Here is a 26763-nt window from a genome sequence, read left to right on the forward strand (position 1 = left end):
GTTGAAACGTTTTAACCGGAGTAGGCCGCTTATTTTTTCTTGTAGCGCGTGTTGAATTTCTCCACACGACCAGCGGTGTCCACGAAGATGTTCTTACCAGTGTAGAACGGGTGAGAAGCAGAAGAAACCTCTACTTTGATTACAGGATACTCTTTACCATCCTCCCAAGTGATTGTCTCGTCAGACGTCATTGTAGAACGCGTGAGGAATTTGAAATCACTTGTCATATCCTGGAAAACCACCTGTCTGTACTCTGGGTGAATGCCTTTTTTCATTATCGTAAACGTTATTTAACCTTAATTTCTGAATCGGACTGCAAATTTAACAAGATATTTTGAAAGTAAAACGCTATAGGCCAAATTATTTTATGCAGCAAGGCAAAAGCAGCGGCCAATGCAATTATCTTTTTAAATTTGCCTGGCGGTAGGGTTGCCGCGCCATCAAAGCCAGAACCAACATCCCATGACAGCACAACAAAAGCAGCAGAGCCTGATACTGGATCGCACACAGATAGAGCAAAAGGTAAAGCGCATTGCCTACGAGATTTACGAGCGCAACTTTGAGGAGCAGGAGTTGGTGCTGGCCGGCATCCATAGCAACGGCTATACGTTGGCCGAACGCCTGGCGGCGCAGCTACAGCAGATTTCGCCCATCAAGGTACAACTGCTGCGCGTAAACCTGAACAAGGCCACCCCGCTGCAGGAGCCTGTAAAACTGGAGCCTGAAAGTATAAACCTGCTGAACAAGGCCGTGGTGCTGATGGATGACGTGCTGAATACCGGCAAAACGCTTGCCTACTCGCTGGAAACCCTGCTGCTACAAAACCCTAAGAAAATAGAGGTTGCCACGCTGATAGACCGCCACCACCCGCGCTATCCCATTGCCGCCGCCTACACGGGCTACTCGCTGGCCACTACCATAAACGAGCATGTAGAGGTGGTGCTGCAGCCCGATGAGGTAGCCGCGTATTTGCTGTAGATTTAATCGTTGTTGGTTACTGGTTGCTAGTTATTAGAGCCGGCCAAACCGAAGTATAACGTTCCCCAGCATCATCCTACTAACAACGAACAACTAGTAACGAATAACGAAAATGAAAAAACTCTGCTTTGCCACCAACAACCGCCACAAGCTAGCCGAGGTAAGCCAGATGCTGGAAGGCAAGTATGAGCTGCTGACCCTGCAGGACATTGGCTGCCACGAGGAGCTGGCAGAGGATCAGGACACGCTGGAGGGCAACTCGCACCAGAAGGCGGCCTACGTATGGGACAACTACCACGTGAGCTGCTTTGCAGACGACACCGGCCTGGAGGTGGAGGCGCTGAACGGGGCACCGGGCGTCTACTCGGCGCGCTATGCCGGCCCGCAGCGCTCCGATGCCGATAACATTGAAAAGCTGCTGCAAAGCCTGCAGGGGCAGGAGAACCGCCGCGCCCGCTTCCGCACCAGTATCACCCTTATCCTGGACGGGCAGCAGCACCAGTTCGAGGGCATCGTAACAGGAAGTATAGCTACTGAGTGGAAAGGCGACAAAGGCTTTGGCTACGACCCGGTTTTCATCCCGGAGGGCCACGACCGCACCTTTGCCCAGATGAGCGCCGAGGAGAAAAACGCCATCAGCCACCGTGGCCGCGCCACCCAGGAGCTCGTGCGCTTCCTCAAGAGCCTGGAAGTATAAAAATACCCTCTTAGTGTAGCCAAATACTCGCTAAAGTCTTAATTTTGTGGCCTGAAACCAAAGCTTCCCATGCAAAAGCCATTCATCGTCGGGATTACAGGAGGCAGTGCTTCAGGAAAAACGACTTTTTTGAACAAACTGCTCGCCTCGTTTGCCCCTGAGAACATTTGCCTGATCTCGCAGGATAATTACTACAAGCCGCGCGAGCACCAGACGGCAGACATCAACGGGGTCATCAACTTCGACCTGCCCTCCTGCATTGACGACGAGGCCTATGCCCACGACATCCTGAGAGTGAGCCAGGGCGAAACCGTGTACCGCCAGGAGTATACTTTCAACAACCCGAACGTGGTGCCGCGCCAGCTGGAGTTCAGGCCCGCCCCGATTGTGGTGGTAGAGGGCATCTTCGTGTTTTACTTCGAGGAAATCGCCAAACTGCTGGACCTGAAAGTCTACATCGACGCCAAGGAGTACATCAAGCTGCAGCGCCGCATCGTGCGCGACAAGGTGGAGCGCGGCTACGACCTGGACGATGTGCTGTACCGCTACACCCACCACGTAGCGCCCACCTATGAAAAGTATATTAAGCCGTATAAGAACGACGCAGATATCATCATCCCCAACAACGCCAACTTTGAGCGCGGGCTGGAGGTGATCACGACATACTTAAATGCCAAGATAAAAGCATGAGGAGCAAATTCGCGGTTATAGGGCTGGGCAGGTTTGGCCACTCGATTGCCATTACGCTGGCCGAGCGCGGCGCCGAGGTTATCGCCATCGACAACGACGAGGACCACGTGGAGTCCATCAAGGACCAGGTAGCCTACGCCGTTGCCCTGGACGCCACCGACATTCGTGCGCTGGAGGCCCAGAACATACAGGACATGGACGCGGTGGTGGTAGCCATCGGCGAGGACTTTGAGGCCCTGCTGATTGCCACGGCCAACCTGCAGGAGCTGAAGGTGAAGCGCGTTATTACCCGTGCCGCCAACAAGCAGCAGCGCCGCATCCTGGAGAAAATGGGCGTGCAGGAGATTCTCTCGCCGGAGGGCGAGGTAGGCAAAACAGTGGCCGAGCGGCTGCTGCAGCCAAACATCCGCACCTTCCTGCCGCTGCCCGACAACTACGAGATCGTGGAGATAAACGCCCCGCGCAACATTGCCAACCGCAGCGTAGCCAAAATATCCCTCCGCGAGAAGTATAACCTCAACCTGATTACCATAAAGCGCTTTTTTGAGGAGATACAGGACGGCAAACCCACCCAGGTAGAGCACATTATCGGGGTGCCCAAGGCCGACACGATCATCTACCCCTCAGACATTCTGTTGCTTATTGGCAAAAAGCAGGATGTAAAACGATTTATAGAAGTGAACCGCTAAAATTTCTTTTTTAGCAGAAAAGATTTCATATTTGCGATTATACATGCCAAAAGCCAGAAAAATAGCCAGCTACCTGCAGCATCTGCTGATGTCTGTGACCCTGCTGTGGGCACTTATGCTCAACGGCCAGGAGGTAGTGGCCTACAGTCCGGCCAATGGCACTGCAAAGCATACCAGCACTGGGGTAACAGCTGCCCATGGCGCTGAAAAATCCTACGTAAAGCAGAAAGTATCGCTGGAGGGCACGACCTCTTTTGTGGCCCTTAACCTGCAGCAGGACGTGGCCCCACTGCCACAGCAGCCTGAGTTTGCGCAGGCCGCCAACGAGCTTCTGCCGGCTTCCTACACGGCCGTGCCGCCCGGCGCCGGCTTTGTGACCCGTTTTTTCCCTGTTAGCATACAGCCCAACGCCCCGTAGGCTGCCCCTCCTCCATTCCCTTTTCTCTGCCTTTCCCGGCTCATGTGCTGCTATATCCGGCGCACAACGGAACGCACCTACCTGTATTACAGTTATCTAGTAGGATTTAGGAGAGAAGTATACTTTGTACCCAAATTCAATCAATTCATACTTTTACTTAAACAATGCGGAACAAATCGTTAATTATCGGTCTGACGGTGATCGTATCGGCGCTCTGCCTTTACTTTCTGTCATTCTCCTTTGTTGCCAGCAGCGTGCAAAGCGATGCAGAAGCATACGCCACCGACGCGCAGGGCAACGTAGACCTCGCAAAAAAACAAACCTACCTCGACTCCATGTGGAAAGAGCCTGTGTTCATGGGCATGACTTACCAGGAGGTAAAAGAGAAGGAGCTTGGCCTTGGCCTTGACCTGAGAGGTGGTATGCACGTGGTACTGGAGGTATCGCCTGTAGAGATCATCAAGTCTATGTCTGGCAACAGCAAAGACCCTAACTTCCTAAAGGCGCTGGACCGCGCCCAAGAGCTGCAGCGCAACAGCCAGGAGAAATTCACGACGCTGTTTGCCCAGGCCTACCGCGAAATTGAGCCAAACGGCCGCCTGAGCCGCATCTTCTCTAACACAGCCAACCGTGGCAAGATCAGCTACGAGTCTTCAAACGAGGAGGTGGTTGACGTAATCCAGGCAGAGGTGGACGCCGCGATTGAGCGTTCTTTCAACATCCTGCGCACCCGTATCGACCGCTTCGGTGTAACACAGCCAAACATTCAGCGCCTGAAAGGCACAGGCCGTATCCAGATTGAGCTTCCGGGTGTAGACAACCCAGACCGCGTGCGCAACCTGTTGCAGGGCATGGCTAACCTGGAGTTCTGGGAAGTATGGACGCCACAGGAGTTTAACCCATACCTGATGCAGGTGGGCCAGCACCTGGATGAGCAGCAGCGCCTTGGCAAACTTAACCTGAACCTGCGCGGTGCCGCTAAAGCTACACCACAGGCTCCTGCTGCACAGGACTCGACTGACGACGTACTGGCACAGGCTGCTGCCGGCACCGACTCTGCAGCTGTTGCTGCCAATGCACAAACTGATTCAGCTGCCGCCCTGGCCGCCGCTGACACAGCCACCCTGGACCAGCAGGGAGGCGTTCTTACTTCGCTGTTTACCTTGATGCCAGGCGGTATCGGAGCCAACGTGCGCGACACAGCCACTATCAACGAGCTATTCAGCAGACCGGATGTACGTGGCATGCTGCCAAACAACATGAAATTCCTGTGGGGTGTGAAACCAATCGCCGGTGATGGCGGCCAGGAGTTTGTGGAGATGTACGCCATTAAGAGAGGACGTGACGGAAAGGCTCCTTTGAGTGGCGACGTTATCAACGATGCACGCCAGGACTTTGACCAGCACGGTCGCCCTGAAATCTCGATGACAATGAACCCTACAGGCGCCAGAAAATGGGCCCGCCTGACAGGTGACAACGTTGGCCGCCAGGTGGCCATCGTACTGGATAACTATGTATACTCTGCCCCTGTGGTACAGGGCGAGATTACAGGTGGCAACTCCTCTATCTCCGGTAACTTTACCATTGATGAGGCGCAAGACCTTGCCAACATCCTGAAGGCCGGTAAGATGCCAGCCCCTACCCGTATCGTGGAAGAAGCTATCGTAGGTCCGTCTCTGGGCCAGGAAGCCATCAACCAGGGCCTTATCTCTACAGTTGCCGGTCTGCTAATCGTGGTAATCTTCATGATTGCCTACTATGCACGTGGCGGCTTTATCGCTGACCTTGCCCTGCTTTTCAACATCTTCTTTATACTTGGTGTGCTGGCCCAGTTCGGTGCAGCGCTTACACTACCCGGTATTGCCGGTATTGTGCTTACGCTGGGTATGGCCGTGGACGCGAACGTTCTCATTTTTGAGCGTATGCGCGAGGAAGCAGCCAAAGGCAGAAGCATGCGCGAGATCATTGATGCGGGTTATGACAAAGCCTTTAGCTCTATCTTCGATGCGAACGTAACGACCTTCATCGTAGGCTTCATCCTATACTTCTTCGGCTCAGGCCCAGTGAAAGGCTTCGCCATCACGCTGATGATCGGTATCGTTACCTCCTTCTTCACCTCAGTGTTCATCTCCAGATTGCTTATCGAGAGAACCTTCAGAAAGGCCGGCAAGCTTTCCTTCTCCTCTTCTCTGGCGGATAAGATGTTCCGCAACGTGAAGTTCGACGTGATGAAGATTAAGAAGCCTGCCTACGCTTTCTCTCTGACGGTTATAGCGTTTGGCTTTATCGCCATGGCTATCAAAGGGCCGAACCTGGGCATCGACTTTACAGGTGGCCGCTCATATGTGGTGGAGTTTGACCAGGCTGTCCCAGCCTCAGACGTACGCGCATCGTTGTTGGATGATTTCCAGCAGGCAGGTACAGAGGTGAAAACGTTTGGCGCCTCTAACCGCGTGAAAGTAATTACAAGCTGGCACGCAGATGATGAAAGCACGGAGGCAGACCAGCAGGTAAGAACCGCGCTGGAGCAAGGCCTGCAGCAGTACTCCGAGCTTAACCCGCAGATCCTGAGCTCGTCTAAGGTTGGCGCCTCTATGGCCGACGATATTCAGAACACCGCCTTAATTGCGGTCTTGCTTGCGCTGGCCGGCATCTTTATCTACGTGATGCTGCGATTCCGTAAGTGGCAGTTCTCGCTGGGCGGTGTGGTAGCCCTCCTGCACGATGCGATGATGATCCTGTCTATATTCGCCATCCTGCACCTGTTTGGTATTTCTTATGAGATGGACCAGGTGTTTATCGCGGCGGTACTCACAATTATCGGTTTCTCTATTAACGACACCGTGGTAATCTTCGACCGTATACGGGAGTACATGAGCGACAACCCGCGTGCCAGCATCAGGGAGATCGTAAACCCGGCCCTGATCAGCACGTTCAGCCGTACTATCATCACTTCCCTGACCCTGTTCCTGGTAGTAGTGATCCTGTTCCTGTTCGGAGGAGAGGTACTGCGCGGCTTCTCGCTGGCAATGCTTATCGGTGTACTGGCCGGTACGTATTCCTCGCTGTTTATCGCTTCGCCGATTGTAGTGGATACGATCAGAGACGAGGACACAGCGCAGCCTGTAGCCTCACAGCAGGTAGCTCAGAAAGTTCGCTAAGAACAACAATATCAAACACGGGAAAGCCCGGGGCATTTGCTCCGGGCTTTTTTATTTCTAAACTGCTGATGGTATATAGTTTACGGTTCTCTCTGAAATACTGATCAAACAGTTTTTATAGTACCACCCCCTTACTTCTCAGCGCTACGCTCGCAACCTTCTCCCAACGTAACTGCTTTCACCTGAAGACCTCGCGGTGTCCGCAGGTCCCGCGAGTATCTGGCGTTGGCTATACTTTGTCTGCATCAGGATTTGCAGGATTTTGGGATGAGCAGGATTTCTGCCGTGCCGGGTCCAACCACCCCTTTATCCCCTCCTTGTCTAAGGCGGGGAGCCTGTAGCTGCTTTGGCTGAATTATAAGCTTTGTAGCTGCTGTCTCGCACGGACAGGCGCGACCTGTCCCTACAAGTGTAAACCCACCCCAGCCCCTCCAAGGAGGGGAATTGTCTACTAACGATTACACTCCTATTGAGCTTTGTTCGCAAGTTTCGAACTCCCGTTCTCACTTGTCCTCAAGGGGACAGTCTATACTTGTTCCATGGCAAGGGCAACGGCTATCGAACTAATTCCCAGCCTTTGGGTTGAGCGCCTTGTAGATTTCCGGTGCCTGAAAGGCATTGCGGAGCAAAGGAAATGTACACCGCGCGATGCCCGAAGGCGAGGCCTCCCGGCCTTGAGGGAGCCAAAGTATAAATGCAACTGTAGCTTATGTAAGGCTGGAGGATGAACGGAGGCTAATAAGCATAGCTTGGTTCAAGTGGAAGGAAACGGTTGCAAGGAAAGTATAAAAGTATAGCCAAAGATAAGTATGGCTTTTTAAACGAGTTGGGTTATAACCCAACTCCATAGATAGGCACAAGTTATAAACTCGCGCCAACAGGAGACACAAGCGGATGCCGGCGCCAGACAGACATAAAAAATGAGCCAGCCCCGTTGAAAGGCTGGCTCATTTCATACTTTATACTTAAAGTCCTGTTGCTTAGAAAGTAACCCCGTCGGCCACTACTTCTTTTACCTCCGGCACCATGCGCTTCAGCAGGTTCTCGATACCGGCCTTAAGAGTTACCGTAGCAGATGGACAGCCGCTGCAGGAGCCCTGCAGGTGCACCGTCACCACGCCATCGTGGTAAGACTTGAAAGTAATGTTACCTCCATCCTGCTCCACAGCAGGGCGCACGTAGTTCTCCAGCAGGTCAATTACCTTTTTAGAGATTTCGGCGTCCTCGGCTGATGCCTCGCCATTTGCGGCAGTGCCGGCCGTCTGGGCCTTGGCAGCGGAGAAGCCTTCGTTAAAGATAGGGCCACCCGCCTCTACGTAAGACTTCAGGAACGTGCGCAGCTCCGGGATAATTTTTACCCACTCCAGTTCGGCGCTTTTAGTTACCGTAACGAAGTTGCTTGCAATAAACACGCGTGAAACGTAGTCGAAGTTAAACAGCTCCTGCGCCAGCGGCGACTCCAGTGCGCTCTCCACGTTAGGATAATCCACGCTCTGACCGTCAGGCAACAGCTGCACATTCATCACAAACTTCATTGACTCCGGGTTGGGGTTAGCCTCTGCGTACACAGAGACCATTTTCTCTTTATTTTCTATCATAATTATCGCTGTTTAAAACTAAAACCTGTAGCTATACCATTAAGTTTCCAAAATTAGGCATAATTTGTGACAAGTGCACAGGCTTGCCGCTCCCATAGCCACGGCCGCACGGCAAGGGCTTTCACAAGTATAACCTGCTCCCGAGGCGGATGTTCCTGCCAGCCATAACCTACACCACCTCAAAGCCTTGCTTGCTCTGTCGCCTCAGCAACGCCGGTGCCAACCCAAAGCAAACCACATAGTCCCCAAAGTATTAGAAATAGAACTATTTCCGCTGGACATATGGAATGCAGGAGTACTACTGCTAGTACTTTACCGAAAGGCGCTAACAACTGAAAAGTACAATTTATACCAGAAAACTAATTTTGAAGTACAAGGCTACTATAGGTGTCGTGGTAAAGTCATGTGCCAATTCAAAAGCCCTCCTGATGCTGCTCCTGCTGCTCCATGTAGGTACATTTAATTCGTTTCGGGCCATATATTACCCTAGCAATTTTGCCCAGAAAATGTATCTTTGTATCGCAAGCAAAAAAATCTAAACAGAACTGACCCACACCATGCTAAACAATTTTATACTTCTGGCTCAGGCCCACGAAGCTTTACCTGTTTTCCTGATCATACCTTTTCTGCTTTTGATTGGTATGATCGCTGCCGGACCGATTTTTTTTGGACACTTTTGGGAGCACAATTATAAAACTGTCGCCGTTGTACTTGGCCTGACAGTGCTGGCTTACTACCTCTTCGCTTTAGGGGATGTGCACATGCCGATACATACAGCGGCAGAGTATTTTACGTTTGCGGCCCTGCTTAGCTCGCTCTATGTTGCAGCAGGGGGCATCTACCTCAATGTCAATGCCCGTGCCACGCCTGCCATGAACGTGGCGCTGGTGGCTATCGGTGCTGTCTTGGCCAATATCATCGGTACAACTGGTGCCTCGTTGCTGCTGATTCGCCCGTTCATCAGGCTTAATAACCATCGGATCAAAGCTTACCAGATCGTATTCTTCATTTTTATTGTGAGTAATGCGGGCGGTTTGCTTACCCCGCTCGGAGACCCGCCGCTGTTCATCGGCTTTATTAAGGGTGTTCCGTTCTTCTGGACGCTGCAGCACCTGTTCATTCCATGGATAATATCTATTACCTTGCTTTGTACCCTGTTCTACTTTGTAGACAGACGCAACAAGGAAACCGAGTTTACACCTAAACCAGAGGTAGTTGCCAAGAACGATGAGAAGATAGAGTTCCACTTTTCCGGAAAACGCAACCTGTTCTGGCTGGCCATTATAGTGGGCGCCGTTGCCCTGGACCCGAACGTGGTGGATGGCCTGCCGCATATCTATTATGATGGCGCGAAAATTTCCTTTCTGCGCGAAATCATTCAGCTTTCCGCTGCATTTATGGCTTACCGTTTCTCTAATAAGTCAGCGTTGGCTGGAAACCAGTTCAACTTCCACCCTATCCTGGAGGTGGTATTCCTGTTCTTCGGTATCTTCTTTACCATGATGCCGGCCCTGCAGCTTTCTGCCCAAATTGCTTCGTCACCTCAGTTTGCGCAGTATATCACCCCAAGCTTCCTGTACTGGGCAACTGGTACGTTATCCGGCTTCCTGGACAACGCTCCAACCTATGCCAACTTCCTGTCGCTGGCCATGGCTAAGTTCGACTTGTCTCAGGCCAACGTAGCAGACGTGAAAAACTTTGCAGAGGGTGCCACCGCTGCCGGCATAGAGACACTCATCGACCTGGAGGCTATCTCGCTGGCATCGGTACTGTTTGGGGCCCTCACCTACATCGGCAACGGCCCTAACTTTATGGTGAAAGCCATTGCCGAGAGCGCCGGCATTAGAATGCCCTCCTTCTTTGGCTACGTGCTACGCTACTCTATCCCGTTCCTGCTGCCAATCCTGGCGCTGGTATGGTACCTGGTAGTGTACTTAAGGCTGTTCTAAGCAGCTGATAAAAGTATAAAATCCGCCGCCTCTGCATTGCAAGGGCGGCGGATTTGTTTTAAGGGGGCCTCTTTCCTGACGCAAGCAACCGATTGTACCTCCCGTTGGCGCGAGTTTGCAACCCGTGCCTACCTATGATGTCGGCTTTGTAACCCAACTGGCTTGAAAAGCCATACTTATACTTTGGCTATACTTTTATACTTTGGCTACACCGCTGTTCCGGACATCCTTGTCCGGAACCAACGCTGCTGCGGACTTCCGAGTCCGCGTAAGCCTTACTTTTATACTTTGGCTATACTTACATAGCAGCTGCTTCCTTCGACTGGACACAAGTTATCCTTGTTAGCTGCCGTTCCTCCTCCAGCCTCACATCAGCTACTGTTGCATCTCTAGCTTTGGAGCTCTCAAGCCCGAGAGGGCTCGCCTTGGGGGTAGGGGCCCTCGATAAGGGCATCGCGCTGCTTTCGCTTCCTTTGCTCCTGACGTCGCAATGCCTTTCAGGCACCGGAAATCTACAAGGCGCTCTTTATACGAGGGCCCCTACCCCCACCCAAAGGCTGGGAATCATTCGATAGCCGCTGCCCCTGCTGTCATCTCGACCCTTGGGAGAGATCTGATTAGAATTCCGGATAGATCTCTCGCGCTGCTCGAGATGACAATAGATGTAGCAGGCTCCCTCCCCTGTTCTTAGGGGAGGGTTGGGGAGGGGTATACCCCCCCGCCTTAGATAAGGAGGGGTTAGGGGTGGTTGGACCCGATGCAGCAGAAATCTTGCTCATCCTACTAATCCTGCAAATCCTGATGCAGACAAATTATAGCCCGCACCAGACACTCGCGGGACCTGCAGCCACCGCGAGGTCCTCAGAGCAAAGCGAAGACGTGAATTTAGAACTCGCAAGCGCAGCTTTACGGCGAATCTATAGAGCAAGCGCCAAATACTCACGAAAATGAAATAATCCAGTACCACAACCGTTTTACTATATAGTATAAAACTTTTTTATACTTTGCCGCTAACTCAACCCTTCTCCGCGCTGCTATGAAAAACAAGCTCTCCCTCTGCCTGATGACCTGCTTTCCCGTTTTTTTGCTGCTTATACTTTGTCCAGAGCAAGCCAGAGCACAGCAGCAGGCGGTGCAGTTATCGGGGATGGTGTTGGATGAGGAAGGTGCTACAGGCATGGCGGGTGTGGCCGTGTTCGTGCCACAAACCAACAGGGGCACCAATACGAATTCCAAAGGCTTCTTTTCGCTGCCGGTGCTGCCCGACGATAGTGTGGTGGTAGCGGCGCTAGGGTACCAAAGGCAGTATTTTCTAATCCCGCATACTTTCTCCGGCACCAGCTACTCTACCTTAATTTACCTGCTCGAGAGTACTACCGCCCTACCCACAGTAAACGTGATGCCCTGGGCTACGGAGCGGGAGTTACGGGAGGCAATCTCGAAGATAAAACTTCCTGAAGAGCCGAAACCGGAAGTAGACCTGGGGCCGCTGGAGCAGAAAGACCTGACCAAAATGCGCAGAATGGATGCCGAGATGAACGCAAAGTATGGCTTGCAACAGGCGGGGCAGCAACAGCAGCGGCGCTACATGGTCCCCAGCGATGTGAAAGTGTTTGGTATAGGGATTGGCAGCAACTATAAAAAGAAGAAGGCCTCCCGTGGCACTAAAAACCGCAGGAAGGCCTCCCAAAAAGATGTGGCAGAATAGCCTGTTTATACTTTATTCACCCGCTGGCGCAGCAGGAAGTCGGCAATAACCAGGGCGGCCATGGCATCCACAATCGGCACGGCGCGCGGCAGCACACAAGGGTCGTGGCGGCCTTTGCCCTTCAGGGTTATCTCCTCGCCGGCATCGTTAATAGTGGTCTGAGGCTGAAGGATAGTAGCCACTGGCTTAAAGGCGACGTTAAAGTAGATGTCCTGCCCGTTGCTGATGCCGCCCTGAATGCCGCCTGAGTTATTGGTGCGGGTGCGCACGTTGCCCTCCTCATCGGTATAGAACTCGTCGTTGTGCTCGGAGCCGCGCATTTTCACGCCCTCAAAGCCACTGCCATACTCAAAGCCCTTCACGGCATTTATACTTAGCATGGCCTTGCCCAGTTCGGCGTGCAGCTTATCGAACACAGGCTCCCCCAAACCAACCGGCACGCCTTGTATCACGCAGCTCACTACGCCACCGATGGTGTCCAGGGTGTCGCGAGCTTCCTCTATCAAGCCAATCATGCGGGCGGCGGTGGCGCCGTCGGGGCAGCGCACTTTGTTGGAGTCAATCTGGCTCAGGTCCAGCTCCTGGTAGGGTTTGCGCAGTTTTATACTTCCCACCTGCGACACGTAGCTCTGCACCGAGATGCCGTAGTGCTGCAGCAGTTTAGCGGCCAGGGCTCCTGCGGCCACGCGCGCCACCGTTTCGCGGGCAGAGCTGCGGCCTCCGCCACGGTAATCGCGGGCGCCATACTTTGCCGTGTAAGTATAATCGGCGTGCGAAGGGCGGAAGGCGTGCTCAATGTGGCTGTAGTCGTGGCTGTGCTGGTCCTTGTTATTAACTACCAGGGCGATGGGCGTGCCCGTGGTTTTGCCTTCAAAGATGCCCGAGAGGATGGTTACCCGGTCCTCCTCCTTGCGGGGCGTAGTAATGTCGGACTGGCCGGGGCGGCGGCGGTCCAGGGCGTGCTGAATCTCGTCCACACTGATCTCCAGACCAGCCGGGCACCCGTCCACAATCACACCAACAGCCGCACCATGCGATTCGCCGAAAGTGGTTATCTTGAAAAGCTTTCCGTAAGAGTTGCTCATAGTTATCGTTTTATAAAAATGAAGGCCGACACCGCCAGCAGCACCAGCAGGATAATGTTGGTGTAGCGCTTTATCTGATTGGCCAGATGCACGCTTACCAGGGTGTTGTCCTCGTTTTGGATGATATTATAAAAAGCCCCCAAATCGCGCGACATAACCAGCGCATCGGTATCGGGGGCACCCGTAATCTGTACTTTAAGGGTAGGGCGCAAGGTATCGTAGGCGGCTGTGGTGGGGTTAAAGTATACCCACTCCATTTTGCGGCCCATGTCGTAGTTACCCGCCTCACGGCCAATAAGCGTGAACAGGAAACGTTTGGTACCCATCACGGTGCCCGCCCGCCGGGTAATATCCTGCTGCACATCGGGCGGAAAGAAGTCGATCCCGGAAGGCGCCTCTGGCGACGGCGGCATAACAGCGGTTAAGTTTCCTGTGCCCTCTACCTGAAATATATAGCGGAAGGTTTTGCCCACCGGCACCACCTCTTGCGAGAGTAGCTCTGCAAGGCGGTAATCGCCCACGGGCACCACGTCGCGCAGCGGGTGCGGCGGCAGCTCTTTTACCTGCACCTCGCGCGGCCGCGAGAAGAAGGTTTTATACCCTTCCTGCCTGTCCTGGGTGAGCAGGGATGGATTCTTGGCCACTTTATACTTTATCATCTCGAGCCGGAGCTGCGGAAAAACCAGTGGTTTGGGCGTAATCGGGTACAGCACAGCCTCGTAAAGCCTGAAGCGCAGGTAGGGTTCCCCCCGCACCGTTACGTGCTCCGGGGTAATCTCCGTAAAATCAAACGTCTCCTCCCACACATGCGCCTGCTTGAGCTGCCGCAGGATGCCGTTCATCTGGTTGGCAAAGTCATGGAAGTCCAGCAGGCGCTGGTCCTGCTCGGCCAGGTAAAAGTATAGCGCCACGTTCACGCCCTCCCCCACAAACACTTCATCCTTATCCGTATAAATGGTCAGGAAGGCGTTATCGTCCTTGTCCACAAACTCGGCCTCCTGCTCTGGCTGCGGCTGCTCCTCTTCCGGCACAATCAAATCGGGGGGCAGGTTGGCGTTCTGCGGCACGTCGGCCTGCATCTCCGTCACGGTAATCTCCATCCCCTCCGACTGCAACGTTTGCCCATTCACCTTCATCGTGAAAGGCTTTAACGTATAGGTGCCTTCTTCCAGGGCGGCGTAGTTCTGGGTGATGGTGAGTATCGTGGTGGTGGTACCGCCGGTGATGATGGTTTTGGTGGAGGAATAGCGGTTGCTTTTCTTGAATCCTTCTATTTCCGGGAAGGTGGTATTGCCCTGCAACTGCTGGTTGTGCAGCCTCACCGAAATGGTATAGTATTGATTTAGCGGCAAAGGGCTCTTACCCAGCTCAATAGCAAGCTGCTGCGCCAGCGCGGGCACGAGCATCATGAGCCAAAGAAAAAGGGTAAGTACTACAACTCGCATGTTTGGGGCCGCTTTGCAACGGACTTGGTCTGAGGTATAAAAGCAAATTTAATACTTTTTCGCTAGCAGGCACGTTTCGTATGTAAAGCCTCTCTCAGCGTAGCAAGAAGCCGGGTCCTGTGTTAGCTAACGCAGCGGCGGGTGGCAGAAGTATAAAGGCGCGTTCTGCTGTTTTTACCCACTCTCTCCGGATACCCCACACGGTTATACTTTTACAACAAATTACAGTTCGTTAACTATATAAAGTATAAATATAACGTGATAACTCAGCCGTCCGAAAGGCTTGCCCGTATATAAACCCAAACCAGAAAATAGCTTACTATAATACCGAAATGCTGGAATATGTGAAAACAATCTTAGTGAAGGTCAGCTTCGATAAGATGTTGTTTGAAAAAGAACTGCGCAAGGCGTTCAGAGTACTCGTGAAAGAGGAAATTGAGCAACTAAAACAATGGTGCTACGACCAGTTCTCAGGTGTTTACCTGATCATCCTTAACCGTGTTTTTCTAAAGCACCAAAACTAAAAAACTACTCCTCTTCCGGGTTGCCGTGCACAAAGCGGATGTTGCGCACCAAGCCGTTGTAACCGGTGCGCTTTACGGCTGATTTTTTAAACAGCTGCGAGAACACTTCGTGTGTCAACTCCTGCCAGTCGCGCTCCTTCAGCTCCTTCAGCTGGGGGTGCGGCGCAAAGGCGGGCTCATGGTGCGGTTTGCTGAAGCGGTTCCAGGGGCACACGTCCTGGCAAATGTCGCAGCCGAAGACCCAATTCCCGAATTTCCCGTTCATTTCCTGCGGCAGCTGGTCTTTCAGCTCGATGGTGAAGTATGAGATGCACTTGCTGCCGTCCACCACATAAGGCTCTACGATGGCATTAGTCGGGCAGGCGTCGAGGCAGCGGGTGCAGGAGCCGCAGTAATCTTTAATGGGCCCGTCGTACTCCAGTTCCAGGTCGATGATGAGCTCGGCGATGAAGTAGAAGCTGCCCACCTGCGGCGTGATGAGGTTGGAGTTCTTGCCGACCCAGCCCAGACCGCTCTTTTTGGCCCAGGCCTTATCCAGCACCGGCGCCGAGTCTACGAAGCAGCGGCCGCCCACCTCCCCTATCTCCTCGTTGATGTAGTTGAGCAGCGTTTTTAGCTTGTCTTTGATGACAAAGTGGTAGTCGGTGCCATAGGCGTACTTCGATATTTTGTAGGTATCCTCCTCTGGCTGCTGGTCTTCCTGGCTGGGGTAGTAGTTGAGCAGCAGCGACACGACGGACTTAGCCCCCTCCACCAAAAGGCGCGGGTCCAGGCGCTTGTCGAAGTGGTTCTCCATGTAGTGCATCTGCCCGTGCATGTGCTGGTTAAGCCAGCGCTCCAGCCGCGGCGCCTCCTCCTCCAGAAAATCCGCCTTGGAAATGCCGCAGTACATAAAGCCCAACTCGCTGGCCTTCTGCTTGATCAGGTATGTATACTTCTCTTTGCTCAATTTATAGGTGGCAGCCGGTTTATACTTGGCGGCTATACTTTTAGAAGAACAAAGTTAGGGAGAAAAAGGTCCGGATCACTATTAGCTGCCTCTGAGGCGTCGGGAAGCCTTGTTAAAAGGCTAACTGTAATACTATGTTCAGCATGCTGATTGAGTAGCCTCATTTCGAGAAGCAAAAGACGCGAGTGCACAAGTTTATATTAGGCATACGAAGTCACAAAGACTTTCCTGCTTTGGAGAAAAGATTTCAGTAACCGGTCAGGCCAATTCCAGCGTCACTAGAGCAGAAGATTCCTCAGGCATGCTTAATCAAGGTTTACCAAGAAATTCATGTACTCTCCAATACATCACCCTTTATATAGTAAAAACAAATATCAATTTATTTAAACACATACTTGTGTTTATGAATATTATTATATAAATTTTACAATATATTCACACGCAGAAAGGCTATCCTATTATGATAAGAGTTGAGACGAGGCTATTGCCAAATTCAAGTAGCAAAGACATAATGAGTTCAATTACTACTCAAGCTGCCAACGCTGCTGCAAAAGAATTCGCAAAAACTGTAGAGGCAAAAGTAAAAACTTTTAAATGCGAGAAACATCCAAGCACAGGTTCTACTATCCGAATAATAGCAGACAAAAAGGAAATTATCAAGATTGATAAGAATAGTTTTTGCTGCAAAGAGTTTGCTGATTCAATCCAGATAAATGTGAAGAGGTAGTAAATCCTCCCTCGCTCGCCTCTGGCGAGTGTGAGCTATTCCGAGGCCTCTGGCCGCTTTAGTTTATACTTTAAACTTTAGCCAATACAATCTTTGGTGTATGTGGCGGGACGCCACAAGTATAACTCACACTCGCGGGACGCAAGCGAGAGCAGTAACAGCTACGTGTTTTCGATTAGGTATAGAAATACTATACTTCATATAAAACAAAAAAAGCAGGCCATACAGCCTGCTTTTTTCCTTATATCACAAACAGTTTTTACTCCGCTTGGTCGAACAGCCCGCCTGATACCACCTGTTGCGGCGGCACTTTGCCCAGGTGCCTGTAGGCTGCCTCGGTTGCCTCACGGCCGCGGGCGGTGCGCTTGATGTAGCCTTCCTGGATGAGGAACGGCTCGTATACTTCCTCGATGGTTTCGGCTTCCTCGCCGCAGGCCGTCGCGATGGTGGAAATGCCCACCGGACCACCTTTATACTTGTCGATGATGCAGGAAAGGATGCGCTTGTCCATGTCGTCGAGGCCGTTGTGGTCCACGTCCAGGGCAGCCAGGGCAAAGCGCGCTATCTCCACATCAATGGTGCCGTCGCCTTTTACCTGGGCAAAGTCGCGAGTGCGGCGCAGCAGGTTGTTGGCAATACGCGGCGTACCGCGGCTACGGCGGGCAATCTCGAAGGCGGCATCGGCATGTATCGGCGCACCCAGCAAGGCAGACGAACGCTTTACAATGGAAGTGAGCAGTTCGGCATCGTAGTACTCCAGGCGCGAGTTAATGCTGAAACGGGCACGCAGCGGCGCCGTGAGCAAACCGGAACGCGTGGTGGCGCCAATCAGCGTGAACGGGTTCAGGCTAATCTGCACAGAGCGCGCGTTCGGACCAGAGTCGAGCATGATGTCGATCTTATAGTCTTCCATGGCCGAGTACAGGTACTCCTCCACAATCGGGTTGAGGCGGTGGATTTCATCGATGAAAAGCACATCGTTGGCATCCAGGTTCGTCAGCAAGCCGGCCAAATCGCTTGGCTTGTCCAGCACCGGCCCGGAGGTCATTTTGATACCTGCGTCAAGTTCTGAGGCAATGATGTGCGAGAGCGTGGTTTTACCCAGACCTGGAGGTCCGTGCAGCAGCACGTGGTCCAGGGCCTCGCCACGGCGCTTGGCCGCCTGCACAAATATCTTCAGGTTCTCCACCACTTTGGCCTGGCCGGTAAAATCGGCGAAGCTGAGCGGGCGGAGTGCCTTGTCTATATCGCGTTCGGCTGGCGTCATGTATTCATTTCCGCCAGTGAGATAATCTTCCCTCATGTTATACTTTATACTTTAAATACAGGCTTATTTGCAGCACCTTATACTAACAGCCAGCCTGTATAATTGGCTCCATTTCTGCCTACTAATTTACGTAATTTTGCTAAATATTTTATACTGTCAAAGTATAAATCTAACCTCATTAGCAAAACCTCTAATCCTTACCTAAACTCGTGCGGGCAATGTACCTTTCGGTGCCCTAAGTTACGCATTGCATGTGCCCGATCCATCAGAAAATTACCAGCCACGCCTACTTCAGCCCCGGCGATGATTGTTTGAACGCCATCACCAGCGCCATGGACGAGGCGGAAAAGACGATAAAGATTTGCGTGTTCACGATCAGCGACGACCGCATTACGGAGGCTATTCTGCGGGCTTACCACCGTGGCATCAGTATAAAAATCATCACCGATAACCGGAAACTGCACGACACGGGCTCAGACATCCGGGAGCTGGCCGTAAAGGGGCTGGACGTGCGCATCGACAAAACGCGCAGCCACATGCACCACAAGTTCGCTGTCTTCGACGAGGCCCGCGTACTGACCGGCAGCTACAACTGGACCCGCAGCGCCGCCCTGCACAACCACGAAAACATCCTCGTCACCGACAACTTCACGATAGTGCAGGACTACAGCCGCGAGTTCGACCGCCTCTGGGAAAGTATGATGACGTATGTGCCGGGTAGAAAGTATAGGGAAGAGGACCAGTGATTAAAGGGATGGGACCAGGATTTTTAAGATTGATGGATTCTCAGGATTAGACGGAAACCTACCGCAAGTTTAGCGGTAGCGTAAAATAATGGTTTAGGAACAATTCCCCTCCTCGGAGGGGTTAGGGGTGGGTCAATCGTTCACAGACAAAGATGAAACAGCAGATCATCCCCTACAAGCCATACTTGAAAGAGCTGGCCAAACAACTGCGCCAAAACAGTACGCTGTCTGAGGTTATACTTTGGAATGAACTAAAGAGCCACCAACTTCTTGGCTATGACTTCGACAGGCAAAAGCCCCTGGATAACTTCATAGTTGATTTTTATTGCAAAGAGCTGCTATTGGCCATTGAAGTAGATGGCGATAGCCACGACTATAGCCTTGAAGAGGATACCAAGCGACAGGCCGCTTTAGAAAAACTTGGAGTAAGATTTCTGCGATTCTCTGATAAAGAGGTAAAACAAGAGCTAAGGAACGTGCTTCAAACCATTGAAACATGGATAAGAGCTAATCAGAAGCATAAAACCCACCCCTAACCCCTCCGAGGAGGGGAATTAAAGGGGGCTATGAAAGTATAAAAAGGCAGCCACTCCCGCAGCTGCCTTTTTATACTTTCATGGCCCTCCCCTGTTTTTAGGGGAGGGTTGGGAGGGGTTCTACTTGAACGCCGGAATCCCGGTAATATCCGCCCCTGTGATGAGCAGGTGGATGTCGTGGGTACCTTCGTAGGTGATCACGGATTCCAGGTTCATCATGTGGCGCATGATCGGGTACTCGCCGGTGATGCCCATGCCGCCATGGATCTGGCGTGCCTCGCGGGCGATGTGCAGGGCCATGTCCACGCTGTTGCGCTTGGCCATGGAGATCTGCTGCGTGGTGGCTTTGCCATCGTTCATCAGCGTGCCCAGGCGCCACACCATCAGCTGTGCCTTGGTTATCTCGGTCAGCATTTCGGCCAGTTTCTTCTGCGTAAGCTGGAAGCCACCGATTGGCTTGTCGAACTGGATACGCTCCATGCTATACTTGCGGGCCGATTCGTAGCAATCAATGGCGGCACCCAGGGCTCCCCAGGAGATGCCGTATCGGGCCGAGTCGAGGCAGCCGAGCGGGCCGCGCAGGCCATCCACGTTTGGCAGCAGGTTTTCTTTCGGCACCTTCACGTTGTCGAACACGAGCTCGCCGGTGCAGCTGGCGCGCAGGCTCCACTTGTTGTGGATTTCCGGCGTAGTAAAGCCTTCCATGCCGCGCTCCACGATCAGGCCTTTGATGCGTCCTTCCTCGTTTTTAGCCCACACCACAGCCACCTGGCACTCGGGTGAGTTGGAGATCCACATCTTGGAGCCGTTGAGCAGGTAATGGTCGCCCATGTCTTTGATGTTGGTCATCATGCCGCCCGGGTTAGAGCCGAAGTCAGGTTCGGTCAGGCCGAAGCAGCCAAGCCACTCACCGCTGGCCAGCTTGGGCAGGTACTTTCTGCGCTGCTCCTCGGAGCCATACTTGTAGATGGGGTACATCACCAGCGAGCCCTGCACTGAGGCTGTAGAGCGCATGCCGGAGTCGCCGCGCTCTATCTCCTGCATGATGATGCCGTAGCTGATGTAGTCGAGGCCACCGCCGCCATACTCGGTCGGGATGGTCGGGCCAAAAGCGCCCACTTCCCCGAACTTCCTCACAATCTCGGACGGGAAGTGCGCGTCCTGCGCCCACTTTTCAATGTAAGGGGAAATCTCGCGCTTCACGAAGTCGCGCATGGTCTGGCGGATAAGCAGGTGCTCCTCCGTCAGCAGGTCGTCAATGTTATAGTAATCAGGGGCTCCTGATGATTCGTAAGCCATAGTTTTGTTTTAAGGTTAAAGCGTTAGGGTATTATGCAAAGTTAAAATTTTAAGGATAACCTGTACCAGTGATTTAAAATGATTTGCCTGATTAGGTATGATTCTCTGCCTGAGCCTTTAAACAGGGCTCAGATTACAAAGATTTGCAGTCTGAAAAGATAGGAAGAATTGTTATTGTAGTCCCATTTCATGCCGCAAGTTTAGCGACAGCGGTAACTTGTGGTTGCGATTGATGCCAGTTTCCTCGAACTGCTTCGGGACAGGTTAACTGGCTTTCTGTGCGGGCAGAAAAGTATAAATCAAGCGTCTCTCTATACTTCAATCAGCCATGATCAAAGTATAAAGTATAGCCAAAGTCCTTGTAACCTTGCTTTTTCAAAGCAAAGCAAGTTGCAAACTTGCTGCCATGCGTAACCACAAGTTACGCTGTCGCTAAACTTGCGGCAGCAAGGATTTGTAGAGACGCAATACATTGCGTCTCCGGTATTGCAACTCAACCCAGCGAGTCTGGAGACTCGCACACACCCTACGTCACCGGTAGGATACCGGCGCCAGTTTATTCACATTAATCCTGAGAATCCATAAATCCTAAAAATCCTAGTCAATGAAAAAGCCCTACCAGACTGGCAGGGCTCCTTCACTAAAAGTATAGACTTATACTTTAAAACTTCACGCCCAGGGATAGGAGGAAGTTGCGGGTGGCTTGCGGGTAGTAGTAGTTGTAGTCGTAGCGGTTACTGTCGCCCGTGTACTGCTCGCTCCAGGTATAGCCGTTGGCCACATACTCCTTGTTGAAGAGGTTGTTTACCAGCAGCGCCAGCTCTACTTCCCGCATAAACGACGGCTTGAACGTATAGCGCAGGCGCAGGTCGGCTACCTGGTAGGCATCAATTTTTCGCTCCTCAGAGGCTGTGTTGTCGAGGTACTGCTTGCCAACGGTTTTGTAAAGTATAGCCGCCCGGAAACCCTTTATTGGCTGCACCTCCAGCTTATGCGCCGACACCACCGCCGGCGAGAAAGAGATGTCTGTCTCTTTGTAGTTGGTTTCCACCACATCCTCCACGTTGTAGTCGGCATCATACACATACAGGTGCTCGGTGTAGTTGCGGATCTTGTTTCGGCTGAAGGTCACGTTGGAGCTCAGTTCCACCACATCGTTAAAGTTGACCATACCCGCCAATTCTACGCCTGCGCGGTAGCTGTCTTTGATGTTGGTGCGCAGCGGCGAGCCCACGTCGTTCAGCTGTCCGGTCAGCACGAGCTGGTTGTCGTAGTCCATGTAGTAGACGTTGGCATCCAAAGTATAGCGGGTGCTTTGCCTGTTGCCACGCAGGCGGTAACCAGCCTCCAGGTTGTAGAGCGTTTCAGCCTTCGGGTCGGCGGCGCCCGCCTGCGTGTTCTGCGGCTTATCGGTAAAGTCGGAGCGGGTAGGCTCGCGGTTACCCACAGCATAAGAGGCATAGGCGGTCTGCCCCTCGGCAATCTGGTAAGTAACGCCAGCTTTCGGGTTCAGGAAGCTGAAGTCCACGTCCTGCGTCACGTCGCGGTTATCATCGTCCACGCCGTCTATACTGTAAGCAATAGTGCGGTACTGCAGATCTCCGAACACGCCCAAGCGCTCGGTGAGCTGGTAATTGACCTTACCGAAGATGTTGAAGTCCGTCTTCAGGGCCTTGTTGAAGTAGTAACGATGCCCCAGCTCACTGTCGGAGGCGTAGCGGGCCCAGATTACCTCGCCAAAATGGTCTCCATCATACTTGTTCCAGGCACCGCCCAGGGTAGCGTTCAATTTGCCGGCCACATCGGTATAGTTCAGGGCATAGGTAGCGCCGTAGAAATAGTTGTCGAGCCACTTCTGGCGAATCAGGTCGGAGCGGCTGATGGTGGTATCGCCCAGCACCACCGGTGCGATGCCGTAGTTAGCCAGTTTCTGGTTGTTCTTATACTGCTCGTAGTAGCCCCGACCACGGGTAAAGTGGAAGGCACCGCCCAGGTTCAGGCGCGGCAGCAGGTCCTTGGAGTAGTGCAACTGGTAGTGGTCCTGCTGGTAGTTGTCGGTTTCGTTCTCGTACGTAAGGGAGTTGTAGGTGCGGTCCGTCTCCAGTTTCTCCTCCGGCACGCCGTTCCAAGCCTGGTAGGTTTTCTCCCTGCCCGAGAAAGTCACGAACTTGAACATGCCCGTTTTGCCATGGTAGCCCGCCGCCAGGTAGTAAGACTTCAAATCAGAGAAGGCGCGGTCGATGTAGCCATCGGAGGAAACCTTGGACAGGCGCCCATCAATGGTAAACTTATCGTTGAGCAGGCCCGAGCCGAAGGAAACCGAGTGACGCCAGGTGTTATAAGAGCCAAAGGAATTCACGGCCTCGGCATAGGCTTCGCGGTTTACGCCGATGGTGCGGATGTTCATACTTGCCCCGAAGGCGCCGGCGCCGTTGGTAGAGGTGCCTACGCCGCGTTGCACCTGCACATCCTCGATAGAAGAGGCCAGGTCGGGCATGTTCACAAAGAAAGTGCCGTGGCTTTCGGAGTCATTTACCGGGATGCCGTTCACCGTCACGTTAATGCGCGTGATGTCGGAGCCCCGGATGCGGATGCCCGTGTAGCCCACGCCTGCGCCGGCGTCAGAAGTGACCACCACCGAGGGCGTCTGCTCCAGCAGGTAAGGCAAATCCTGGCCGAAGTTGCGATCGGCAATCTCCTGCTTGCTTACGTTGGTAAACGTGGTGCCTGTCTTATCACTCGCCCGCGTGGCCGACACCACCACCTCGCCGGTTTGCAGGGCCTGTGGGCGCAGCGCTACCTGCACCGGCTCATTCTGCGGCAGATTTATACTTGCCTGCCCCTGCTCGTAGCCAATGTAGGTTATTTTTAACGTATAAGCCCCCGTACCAAGATTAGGGAAAGAGAATTCTCCGCCGTTTCCGGTGGCGGTGGCCGTGTTAGACTCTACCAGTACTACTGTAGCACCGGGCAGACCTTTGCCTGTGGCGGCATCGGTTACACGCCCGTTCAGGGCATGCTGCGCCAGCAGTTGCAGTGGCAACAGCGTCACCGCCAATGCCATCAAAAAGCTTTTCATTTGATTGGAAAAAGAAAAATGGTGAAACATACAGGCATGCCAGGGGTAGGCATCCTGCTACATTTGTTTCCCGAACCTCTCCCTTCGCCGGCATTACCCGGATCAGGTTCAATGGGTATGATCTCAGCCCGTTTTATTGGGGCACCCCTGAGTACAGGCAAAGGTACGGCTCTTTCTGATCTAAACCAAAAATGGGTAGTTTATACTTTTATCCCGCCATAACACAAGCTTTACTTGCCTGCTAAATTTTGCCTCTGGCAGATAACCACTTAGCCCAAAAGTACGTTCTAAAGCATAATGAGGCACGATAGTTTTTACTGCTTATAAGTAAGACGTTTGCTGTGCAGAGAGATCAGCAGAAGTTGAAAAATAAAAAGTGAACCGCGATGATGATCAGCATATTGTACACAGTAGCACTGTTAACCATACTGGCATATTATGCCTTTTCTCCACGTACTAAATTCAACCGCCCCCCATCTACCGACAACGACGATGACGGAGGCGAGCCTTTAGGTGATGACCTGCCGGACCTGGACCTTCCTCCAGGCATTTCGCTTCCTGTAAACGACTTCGAACCGAGGTATGACATCAGGAAGATAAACGTTCCGAAGTTTCCGGAACCATCCTTGCACTGAGAATGCTGCAAGCAAAAAGCCCCGCCACGTTCGAGACATGGCGGGGCTTTTTGATTTTAGAGAGCTCGAAAGTTAGAGAGTTTGGGAGTTTAGGAGTTGAGGAGTTGAGGAGTTAGAAAGTTAGAATGTTAAAAAGTTAGAAAGTTTGGGAGTTGCCCGGCCTAGGAACGTTTCATTCTATTTTTAATGCTTTTGATTTTTTGTCATTCTGTAAGGAACTTGCTTAGAGATATTCTAACCCAGTACAAATCGCTACCAAGATCCTTTCAGGATGACATATTGATGCGAATGAAACGGCTTACCCTAGACTCCTCCAAAACAGTTGAGGCAGCTTAGCACCCAAAATCTAACAACGAATAACGACCCTACAGCACTGTGATGGTATAGGTGCGGGCGAAGCTCTGCTCCGGGGCCAGCTGGTTGATGCCTTCCTTCTCGGTGATGTCGCCGCTCTCGCCAACCCTGCCGGCTATGCCGCACCAGGGCTCGATGCACACGTAGCGCGGGTGCTCCGGCTTGCCCCAGATGCCCAGGTACGGGAAGCCCTCAAACTCCACCTCCACGCGGCGTGCGTTCTTATGGCTACCCAGCACCAGCTTCTCCGACTGCACCTCCTTAAACACCAGCGCGTCTTTGTAGAAGTAGCTGCTCTTCAGCGGCAGCACGCGCTCCTGCTCCATGACAGATTCTGTGTCGCCGTTCTGCAGGCCATCCTCGCTCAGCAGGTAGCGGTGCAGCGTTTCCTCCTTCTCAAACTCGATGAAGTAGTCCTCATACCTTTCGTTGGGGTAAAGGGGCACGTTAAAGCCCGGATGAGCGCCAATAGAAAAGTATAAAGCCTGACCGCCGGTATTGGCCACGTGGTAGGTTACCGAGAGTTTGTTCCACTCCAGCGTATAGGCCACCAGCAACCTGAACGCAAACGGGTACTGCTGCAGTGTCTCCTCATCCTCCGTCAGCTGGAAAACGAGTTTGTCGTGCTGCTCCTCTACCACTTCAAACTCCTTGCGGCGGGCAAAGCCGTGGCGCTTCATGTCATACTGCTGCCCTTCGAAAGTATACTGCTGCCCCGGCAGCTCCCCCACAATCGGGAAGAGGTTGGGCGCGTGGCCGGTCCATACCTGCGGGTCGGCCTGCCAGATAAACTCCAGGTTTTCGTCTTTCTTGATGAAGTGGTGCAGCTCGGCGCCCAGTGTGTCGATGCCCACCTTATAGTTGTCGTTCTCGAGGAAGTATAGCATGTTCTCTTTGTTTAAGATTGATGTAGTTGCAGGAGCTGTTCCACGTGCTGCGTGGCCTGCTGCAGGCGCTCCTGATGCTGCCCGCTTATCTCCACAAAGGGGGTTTGCAGCGCCTCCAGCTCCCGCTTGTACCACTCGTAGAAGAACTGGCGCAGGTGCGGGTGTTCGCGCTGCGGATCGGGCTCCCAGGGCAAATCAACGCCCATCAGCAGGCTAAGGTTATACTTTTGCTGCTGCAGTTCTTCCTCTATCCAGGCGGGGCAGTGGCCAAAGGCGTGCTCGCTCCAGATCTTGAGCACCAGCATGTCGGTATCGGCGAAAAGTATGGTATTCGCCTGCTCCTGCTGCTCGCGCTCCAGGGCCAGCTGCCCGCGGGCAATGTTTTCGATATCCTCCAAAGTATAGGGCCGGCCCAGGTTGCCAACATAAGTGCGGGCATACTCGGGCACCCACACGGTGTTATACCGCGCCGCCAGCTGCTCGGCCAGCGTAGACTTGCCCGTAGATTCCGGTCCGGTAATGGCGATTTTGATCATGGGGCAAAGGTCGGGAAAAATAATGAGGTGCGGAGGGATGGCAAGGTATACTTATGCCAGTATTTGGCCCACAGTTTGCTTCTTGTGATAAAGGTGTAAATTAGCATGATACAAAAAGCTTTAGTATTCACTTTTGGATTTATAGGAGCCCTATTGGCTGCTCTTGTTGACAGTTACAGAGTTCCGTCTCCGCTTCTCGTTCCCGTACATGAAAAAAGAATTGCGCAACAGCGATGATGAGGTATACTTCACGGTTGAGGTAGACAGGAAAAATGGCTGGCTAAAAGGCTGCTGGTACGGTGCTGTATCGATAGAGCAGGTGAAATCGGCCGTGCTGCTATATGTGGAAACGCTGCAGCGAACCCCTTACTCCAAGATACTTAACGACGCACGCAGCTACACCGGCTCTTTTCTGGATGCGAACGAGTGGCTGGAGCGCGTGTGCTTCCCGCCCGCTGTGCAGGCCGGGCTGACTTGCCTAGCCAGTTTGGTTCCGGAAGATCATGAAGGCAGGCTCGCCACAAAGGACCTGGGCAAACGAGCCTATGGGAATTTTAAGGTGCAAATTTATGACGACGAGGAGGAGGCTATAGAATGGCTAAAAGGCTGCCGTTAAGGCCGCTTTTCTTTGTTACAGAGCGAAAAAGTGACAGCCCGGGCAATTTCTCTGCCCAGGCTGCCAGGTGAAAGTACGGTTTTTTCGATACCGTAGAGGCTGTAAAATAAACTGTGTCAAAGGATTAGGAGTATTACCTTTAACACAGTCACCATGGAAGAGAAAAACGAGCTGGATCTGGAAAAGATCA

The 26763-nt window shown here is 52.7% G+C and carries 25 protein-coding genes and 1 riboswitch; of the genes, 15 read left to right on the forward strand and 10 right to left on the reverse strand.

Translation table 11 applies throughout. The features are described from left to right. Nucleotides 1-29 precede the first annotated feature (29 nt). Nucleotides 30-275 (reverse strand): type B 50S ribosomal protein L31, encoded by a 246-nt coding sequence (locus C8N40_RS10590; protein WP_092102066.1) that lies wholly within the window; start codon nucleotides 273-275, stop codon nucleotides 30-32. Between the two features lie 187 nt (nucleotides 276-462). On the opposite strand from C8N40_RS10590, the gene C8N40_RS10595 reads away from it, so the two are divergent. The 6 genes from C8N40_RS10595 to secDF all read left to right on the forward strand — a co-directional run bounded on the left by C8N40_RS10595 (nucleotide 463) and on the right by secDF (nucleotide 6633). Then, a complete protein-coding gene (locus C8N40_RS10595; RefSeq protein WP_108211780.1) occupies nucleotides 463-978 on the forward strand; it encodes a phosphoribosyltransferase family protein in 516 nt (171 codons plus the stop codon). Nucleotides 979-1090: 112 nt separating this feature from the next. Next, on the forward strand, nucleotides 1091-1675 hold the full coding sequence (locus C8N40_RS10600) for a non-canonical purine NTP diphosphatase (RefSeq protein WP_108211733.1): 585 nt from the start codon (nucleotides 1091-1093) through the stop codon (nucleotides 1673-1675). 69 nt (nucleotides 1676-1744) lie between these two features. Further along, nucleotides 1745-2365 (forward strand): uridine kinase family protein, encoded by a 621-nt coding sequence (locus C8N40_RS10605; RefSeq protein ID WP_108211734.1) that lies wholly within the window; start codon nucleotides 1745-1747, stop codon nucleotides 2363-2365. Further along, nucleotides 2362-3054, forward strand: coding sequence for a potassium channel family protein (locus C8N40_RS10610; protein ID WP_092102080.1), 693 nt, complete (start codon nucleotides 2362-2364; stop codon nucleotides 3052-3054). The genes C8N40_RS10605 and C8N40_RS10610 overlap by 4 nt, the downstream gene beginning before the upstream one ends. A gap of 43 nt (nucleotides 3055-3097) precedes the next feature. Continuing rightward, nucleotides 3098-3472 (forward strand): RNA methyltransferase, encoded by a 375-nt coding sequence (locus C8N40_RS10615; RefSeq protein ID WP_245905070.1) that lies wholly within the window; start codon nucleotides 3098-3100, stop codon nucleotides 3470-3472. A 164-nt stretch (nucleotides 3473-3636) separates the two neighbouring features. Continuing rightward, nucleotides 3637-6633 carry a protein translocase subunit SecDF gene (gene secDF / locus C8N40_RS10620; protein WP_108211735.1) on the forward strand — a complete coding sequence of 999 codons (2997 nt, stop codon included), beginning with the start codon at nucleotides 3637-3639 and terminating at the stop codon, nucleotides 6631-6633. Nucleotides 6634-7613: 980 nt separating this feature from the next. On the opposite strand, the gene C8N40_RS10625 is transcribed toward secDF, so the two are convergent. Next, nucleotides 7614-8231: a NifU family protein gene (locus C8N40_RS10625; RefSeq protein ID WP_108211736.1), complete on the reverse strand. Its 618-nt coding sequence runs from the start codon at nucleotides 8229-8231 to the stop codon at nucleotides 7614-7616. A gap of 557 nt (nucleotides 8232-8788) precedes the next feature. Between C8N40_RS10625 and C8N40_RS10630 the strand changes: the two genes are divergently transcribed. The 3 genes from C8N40_RS10630 (at nucleotide 8789) to C8N40_RS10640 (ending at nucleotide 11888) form a co-directional block, all read left to right on the forward strand. Then, nucleotides 8789-10180, forward strand: coding sequence for a sodium:proton antiporter (locus C8N40_RS10630; RefSeq protein ID WP_108211737.1), 1392 nt, complete (start codon nucleotides 8789-8791; stop codon nucleotides 10178-10180). A 162-nt stretch (nucleotides 10181-10342) separates the two neighbouring features. Beyond that, nucleotides 10343-10486: a hypothetical protein gene (locus C8N40_RS22655; protein ID WP_170114079.1), complete on the forward strand. Its 144-nt coding sequence runs from the start codon at nucleotides 10343-10345 to the stop codon at nucleotides 10484-10486. A 730-nt stretch (nucleotides 10487-11216) separates the two neighbouring features. Continuing rightward, on the forward strand, nucleotides 11217-11888 hold the full coding sequence (locus C8N40_RS10640; protein WP_108211739.1) for a carboxypeptidase-like regulatory domain-containing protein: 672 nt from the start codon (nucleotides 11217-11219) through the stop codon (nucleotides 11886-11888). Nucleotides 11889-11893: 5 nt separating this feature from the next. Here the strand turns inward: C8N40_RS10640 and aroC are convergent, their stop codons facing one another. Then, the gene (gene aroC / locus C8N40_RS10645) at nucleotides 11894-12973 is read right to left on the reverse strand and encodes a chorismate synthase (protein WP_108211740.1); all 1080 of its coding nucleotides are present in this window, start codon (nucleotides 12971-12973) and stop codon (nucleotides 11894-11896) included. 2 nt (nucleotides 12974-12975) lie between these two features. Beyond that, complete coding sequence (locus tag C8N40_RS10650; RefSeq protein WP_108211741.1) at nucleotides 12976-14418, reverse strand: BatD family protein; 1443 nt, start codon at nucleotides 14416-14418, stop codon at nucleotides 12976-12978. A gap of 332 nt (nucleotides 14419-14750) precedes the next feature. Between C8N40_RS10650 and C8N40_RS10655 the strand changes: the two genes are divergently transcribed. Further along, the gene (locus C8N40_RS10655; protein ID WP_108211742.1) at nucleotides 14751-14942 is read left to right on the forward strand and encodes a hypothetical protein; all 192 of its coding nucleotides are present in this window, start codon (nucleotides 14751-14753) and stop codon (nucleotides 14940-14942) included. 4 nt (nucleotides 14943-14946) lie between these two features. On the opposite strand, the gene queG is transcribed toward C8N40_RS10655, so the two are convergent. After that, the gene (gene queG, locus C8N40_RS10660) at nucleotides 14947-15891 is read right to left on the reverse strand and encodes a tRNA epoxyqueuosine(34) reductase QueG (protein WP_108211743.1); all 945 of its coding nucleotides are present in this window, start codon (nucleotides 15889-15891) and stop codon (nucleotides 14947-14949) included. A 460-nt stretch (nucleotides 15892-16351) separates the two neighbouring features. On the opposite strand from queG, the gene C8N40_RS10665 reads away from it, so the two are divergent. Further along, complete coding sequence (locus C8N40_RS10665) at nucleotides 16352-16618, forward strand: hypothetical protein (RefSeq protein ID WP_108211744.1); 267 nt, start codon at nucleotides 16352-16354, stop codon at nucleotides 16616-16618. A 259-nt stretch (nucleotides 16619-16877) separates the two neighbouring features. Here C8N40_RS10665 and ruvB read toward each other — a convergent pair whose 3' ends face one another. After that, the gene (ruvB, locus tag C8N40_RS10670; protein ID WP_108211745.1) at nucleotides 16878-17921 is read right to left on the reverse strand and encodes a Holliday junction branch migration DNA helicase RuvB; all 1044 of its coding nucleotides are present in this window, start codon (nucleotides 17919-17921) and stop codon (nucleotides 16878-16880) included. Nucleotides 17922-18136: 215 nt separating this feature from the next. On the opposite strand from ruvB, the gene C8N40_RS10675 reads away from it, so the two are divergent. Both C8N40_RS10675 and C8N40_RS10680 read left to right on the forward strand, forming a co-directional pair. Continuing rightward, the gene (locus C8N40_RS10675) at nucleotides 18137-18631 is read left to right on the forward strand and encodes a phospholipase D-like domain-containing protein (RefSeq protein WP_108211746.1); all 495 of its coding nucleotides are present in this window, start codon (nucleotides 18137-18139) and stop codon (nucleotides 18629-18631) included. Between the two features lie 152 nt (nucleotides 18632-18783). Next, complete coding sequence (locus C8N40_RS10680; protein WP_108211747.1) at nucleotides 18784-19167, forward strand: endonuclease domain-containing protein; 384 nt, start codon at nucleotides 18784-18786, stop codon at nucleotides 19165-19167. A 120-nt stretch (nucleotides 19168-19287) separates the two neighbouring features. Here the strand turns inward: C8N40_RS10680 and C8N40_RS10685 are convergent, their stop codons facing one another. Continuing rightward, on the reverse strand, nucleotides 19288-20466 hold the full coding sequence (locus tag C8N40_RS10685; RefSeq protein WP_108211748.1) for an acyl-CoA dehydrogenase family protein: 1179 nt from the start codon (nucleotides 20464-20466) through the stop codon (nucleotides 19288-19290). A 661-nt stretch (nucleotides 20467-21127) separates the two neighbouring features. Beyond that, on the reverse strand, nucleotides 21128-23545 hold the full coding sequence (locus C8N40_RS10690; RefSeq protein ID WP_108211749.1) for a TonB-dependent receptor: 2418 nt from the start codon (nucleotides 23543-23545) through the stop codon (nucleotides 21128-21130). Nucleotides 23546-23607: 62 nt separating this feature from the next. Beyond that, nucleotides 23608-23704, reverse strand: a riboswitch (TPP riboswitch). A 227-nt stretch (nucleotides 23705-23931) separates the two neighbouring features. Between C8N40_RS10690 and C8N40_RS10695 the strand changes: the two genes are divergently transcribed. Continuing rightward, the gene (locus tag C8N40_RS10695; RefSeq protein ID WP_092102129.1) at nucleotides 23932-24180 is read left to right on the forward strand and encodes a hypothetical protein; all 249 of its coding nucleotides are present in this window, start codon (nucleotides 23932-23934) and stop codon (nucleotides 24178-24180) included. Between the two features lie 365 nt (nucleotides 24181-24545). On the opposite strand, the gene C8N40_RS10700 is transcribed toward C8N40_RS10695, so the two are convergent. Together C8N40_RS10700 and C8N40_RS10705 are read right to left on the reverse strand one after the other, a co-directional pair. Continuing rightward, a complete protein-coding gene (locus tag C8N40_RS10700) occupies nucleotides 24546-25421 on the reverse strand; it encodes an aldose 1-epimerase family protein (protein ID WP_108211750.1) in 876 nt (291 codons plus the stop codon). Between the two features lie 11 nt (nucleotides 25422-25432). After that, on the reverse strand, nucleotides 25433-25957 hold the full coding sequence (locus tag C8N40_RS10705; RefSeq protein WP_108211751.1) for an AAA family ATPase: 525 nt from the start codon (nucleotides 25955-25957) through the stop codon (nucleotides 25433-25435). 208 nt (nucleotides 25958-26165) lie between these two features. Here C8N40_RS10705 and C8N40_RS10710 point away from each other — a divergent pair, with 208 nt between their 5' ends. Next, nucleotides 26166-26573: an STAS/SEC14 domain-containing protein gene (locus C8N40_RS10710; RefSeq protein ID WP_146173550.1), complete on the forward strand. Its 408-nt coding sequence runs from the start codon at nucleotides 26166-26168 to the stop codon at nucleotides 26571-26573. The last annotated feature ends 190 nt before the right edge of the window (nucleotides 26574-26763 follow it).

The sequence above is a fragment of the Pontibacter mucosus genome (genome assembly GCF_003054055.1).
GTDB classification, from domain to species: Bacteria; Bacteroidota; Bacteroidia; order Cytophagales; family Hymenobacteraceae; genus Pontibacter; species Pontibacter mucosus.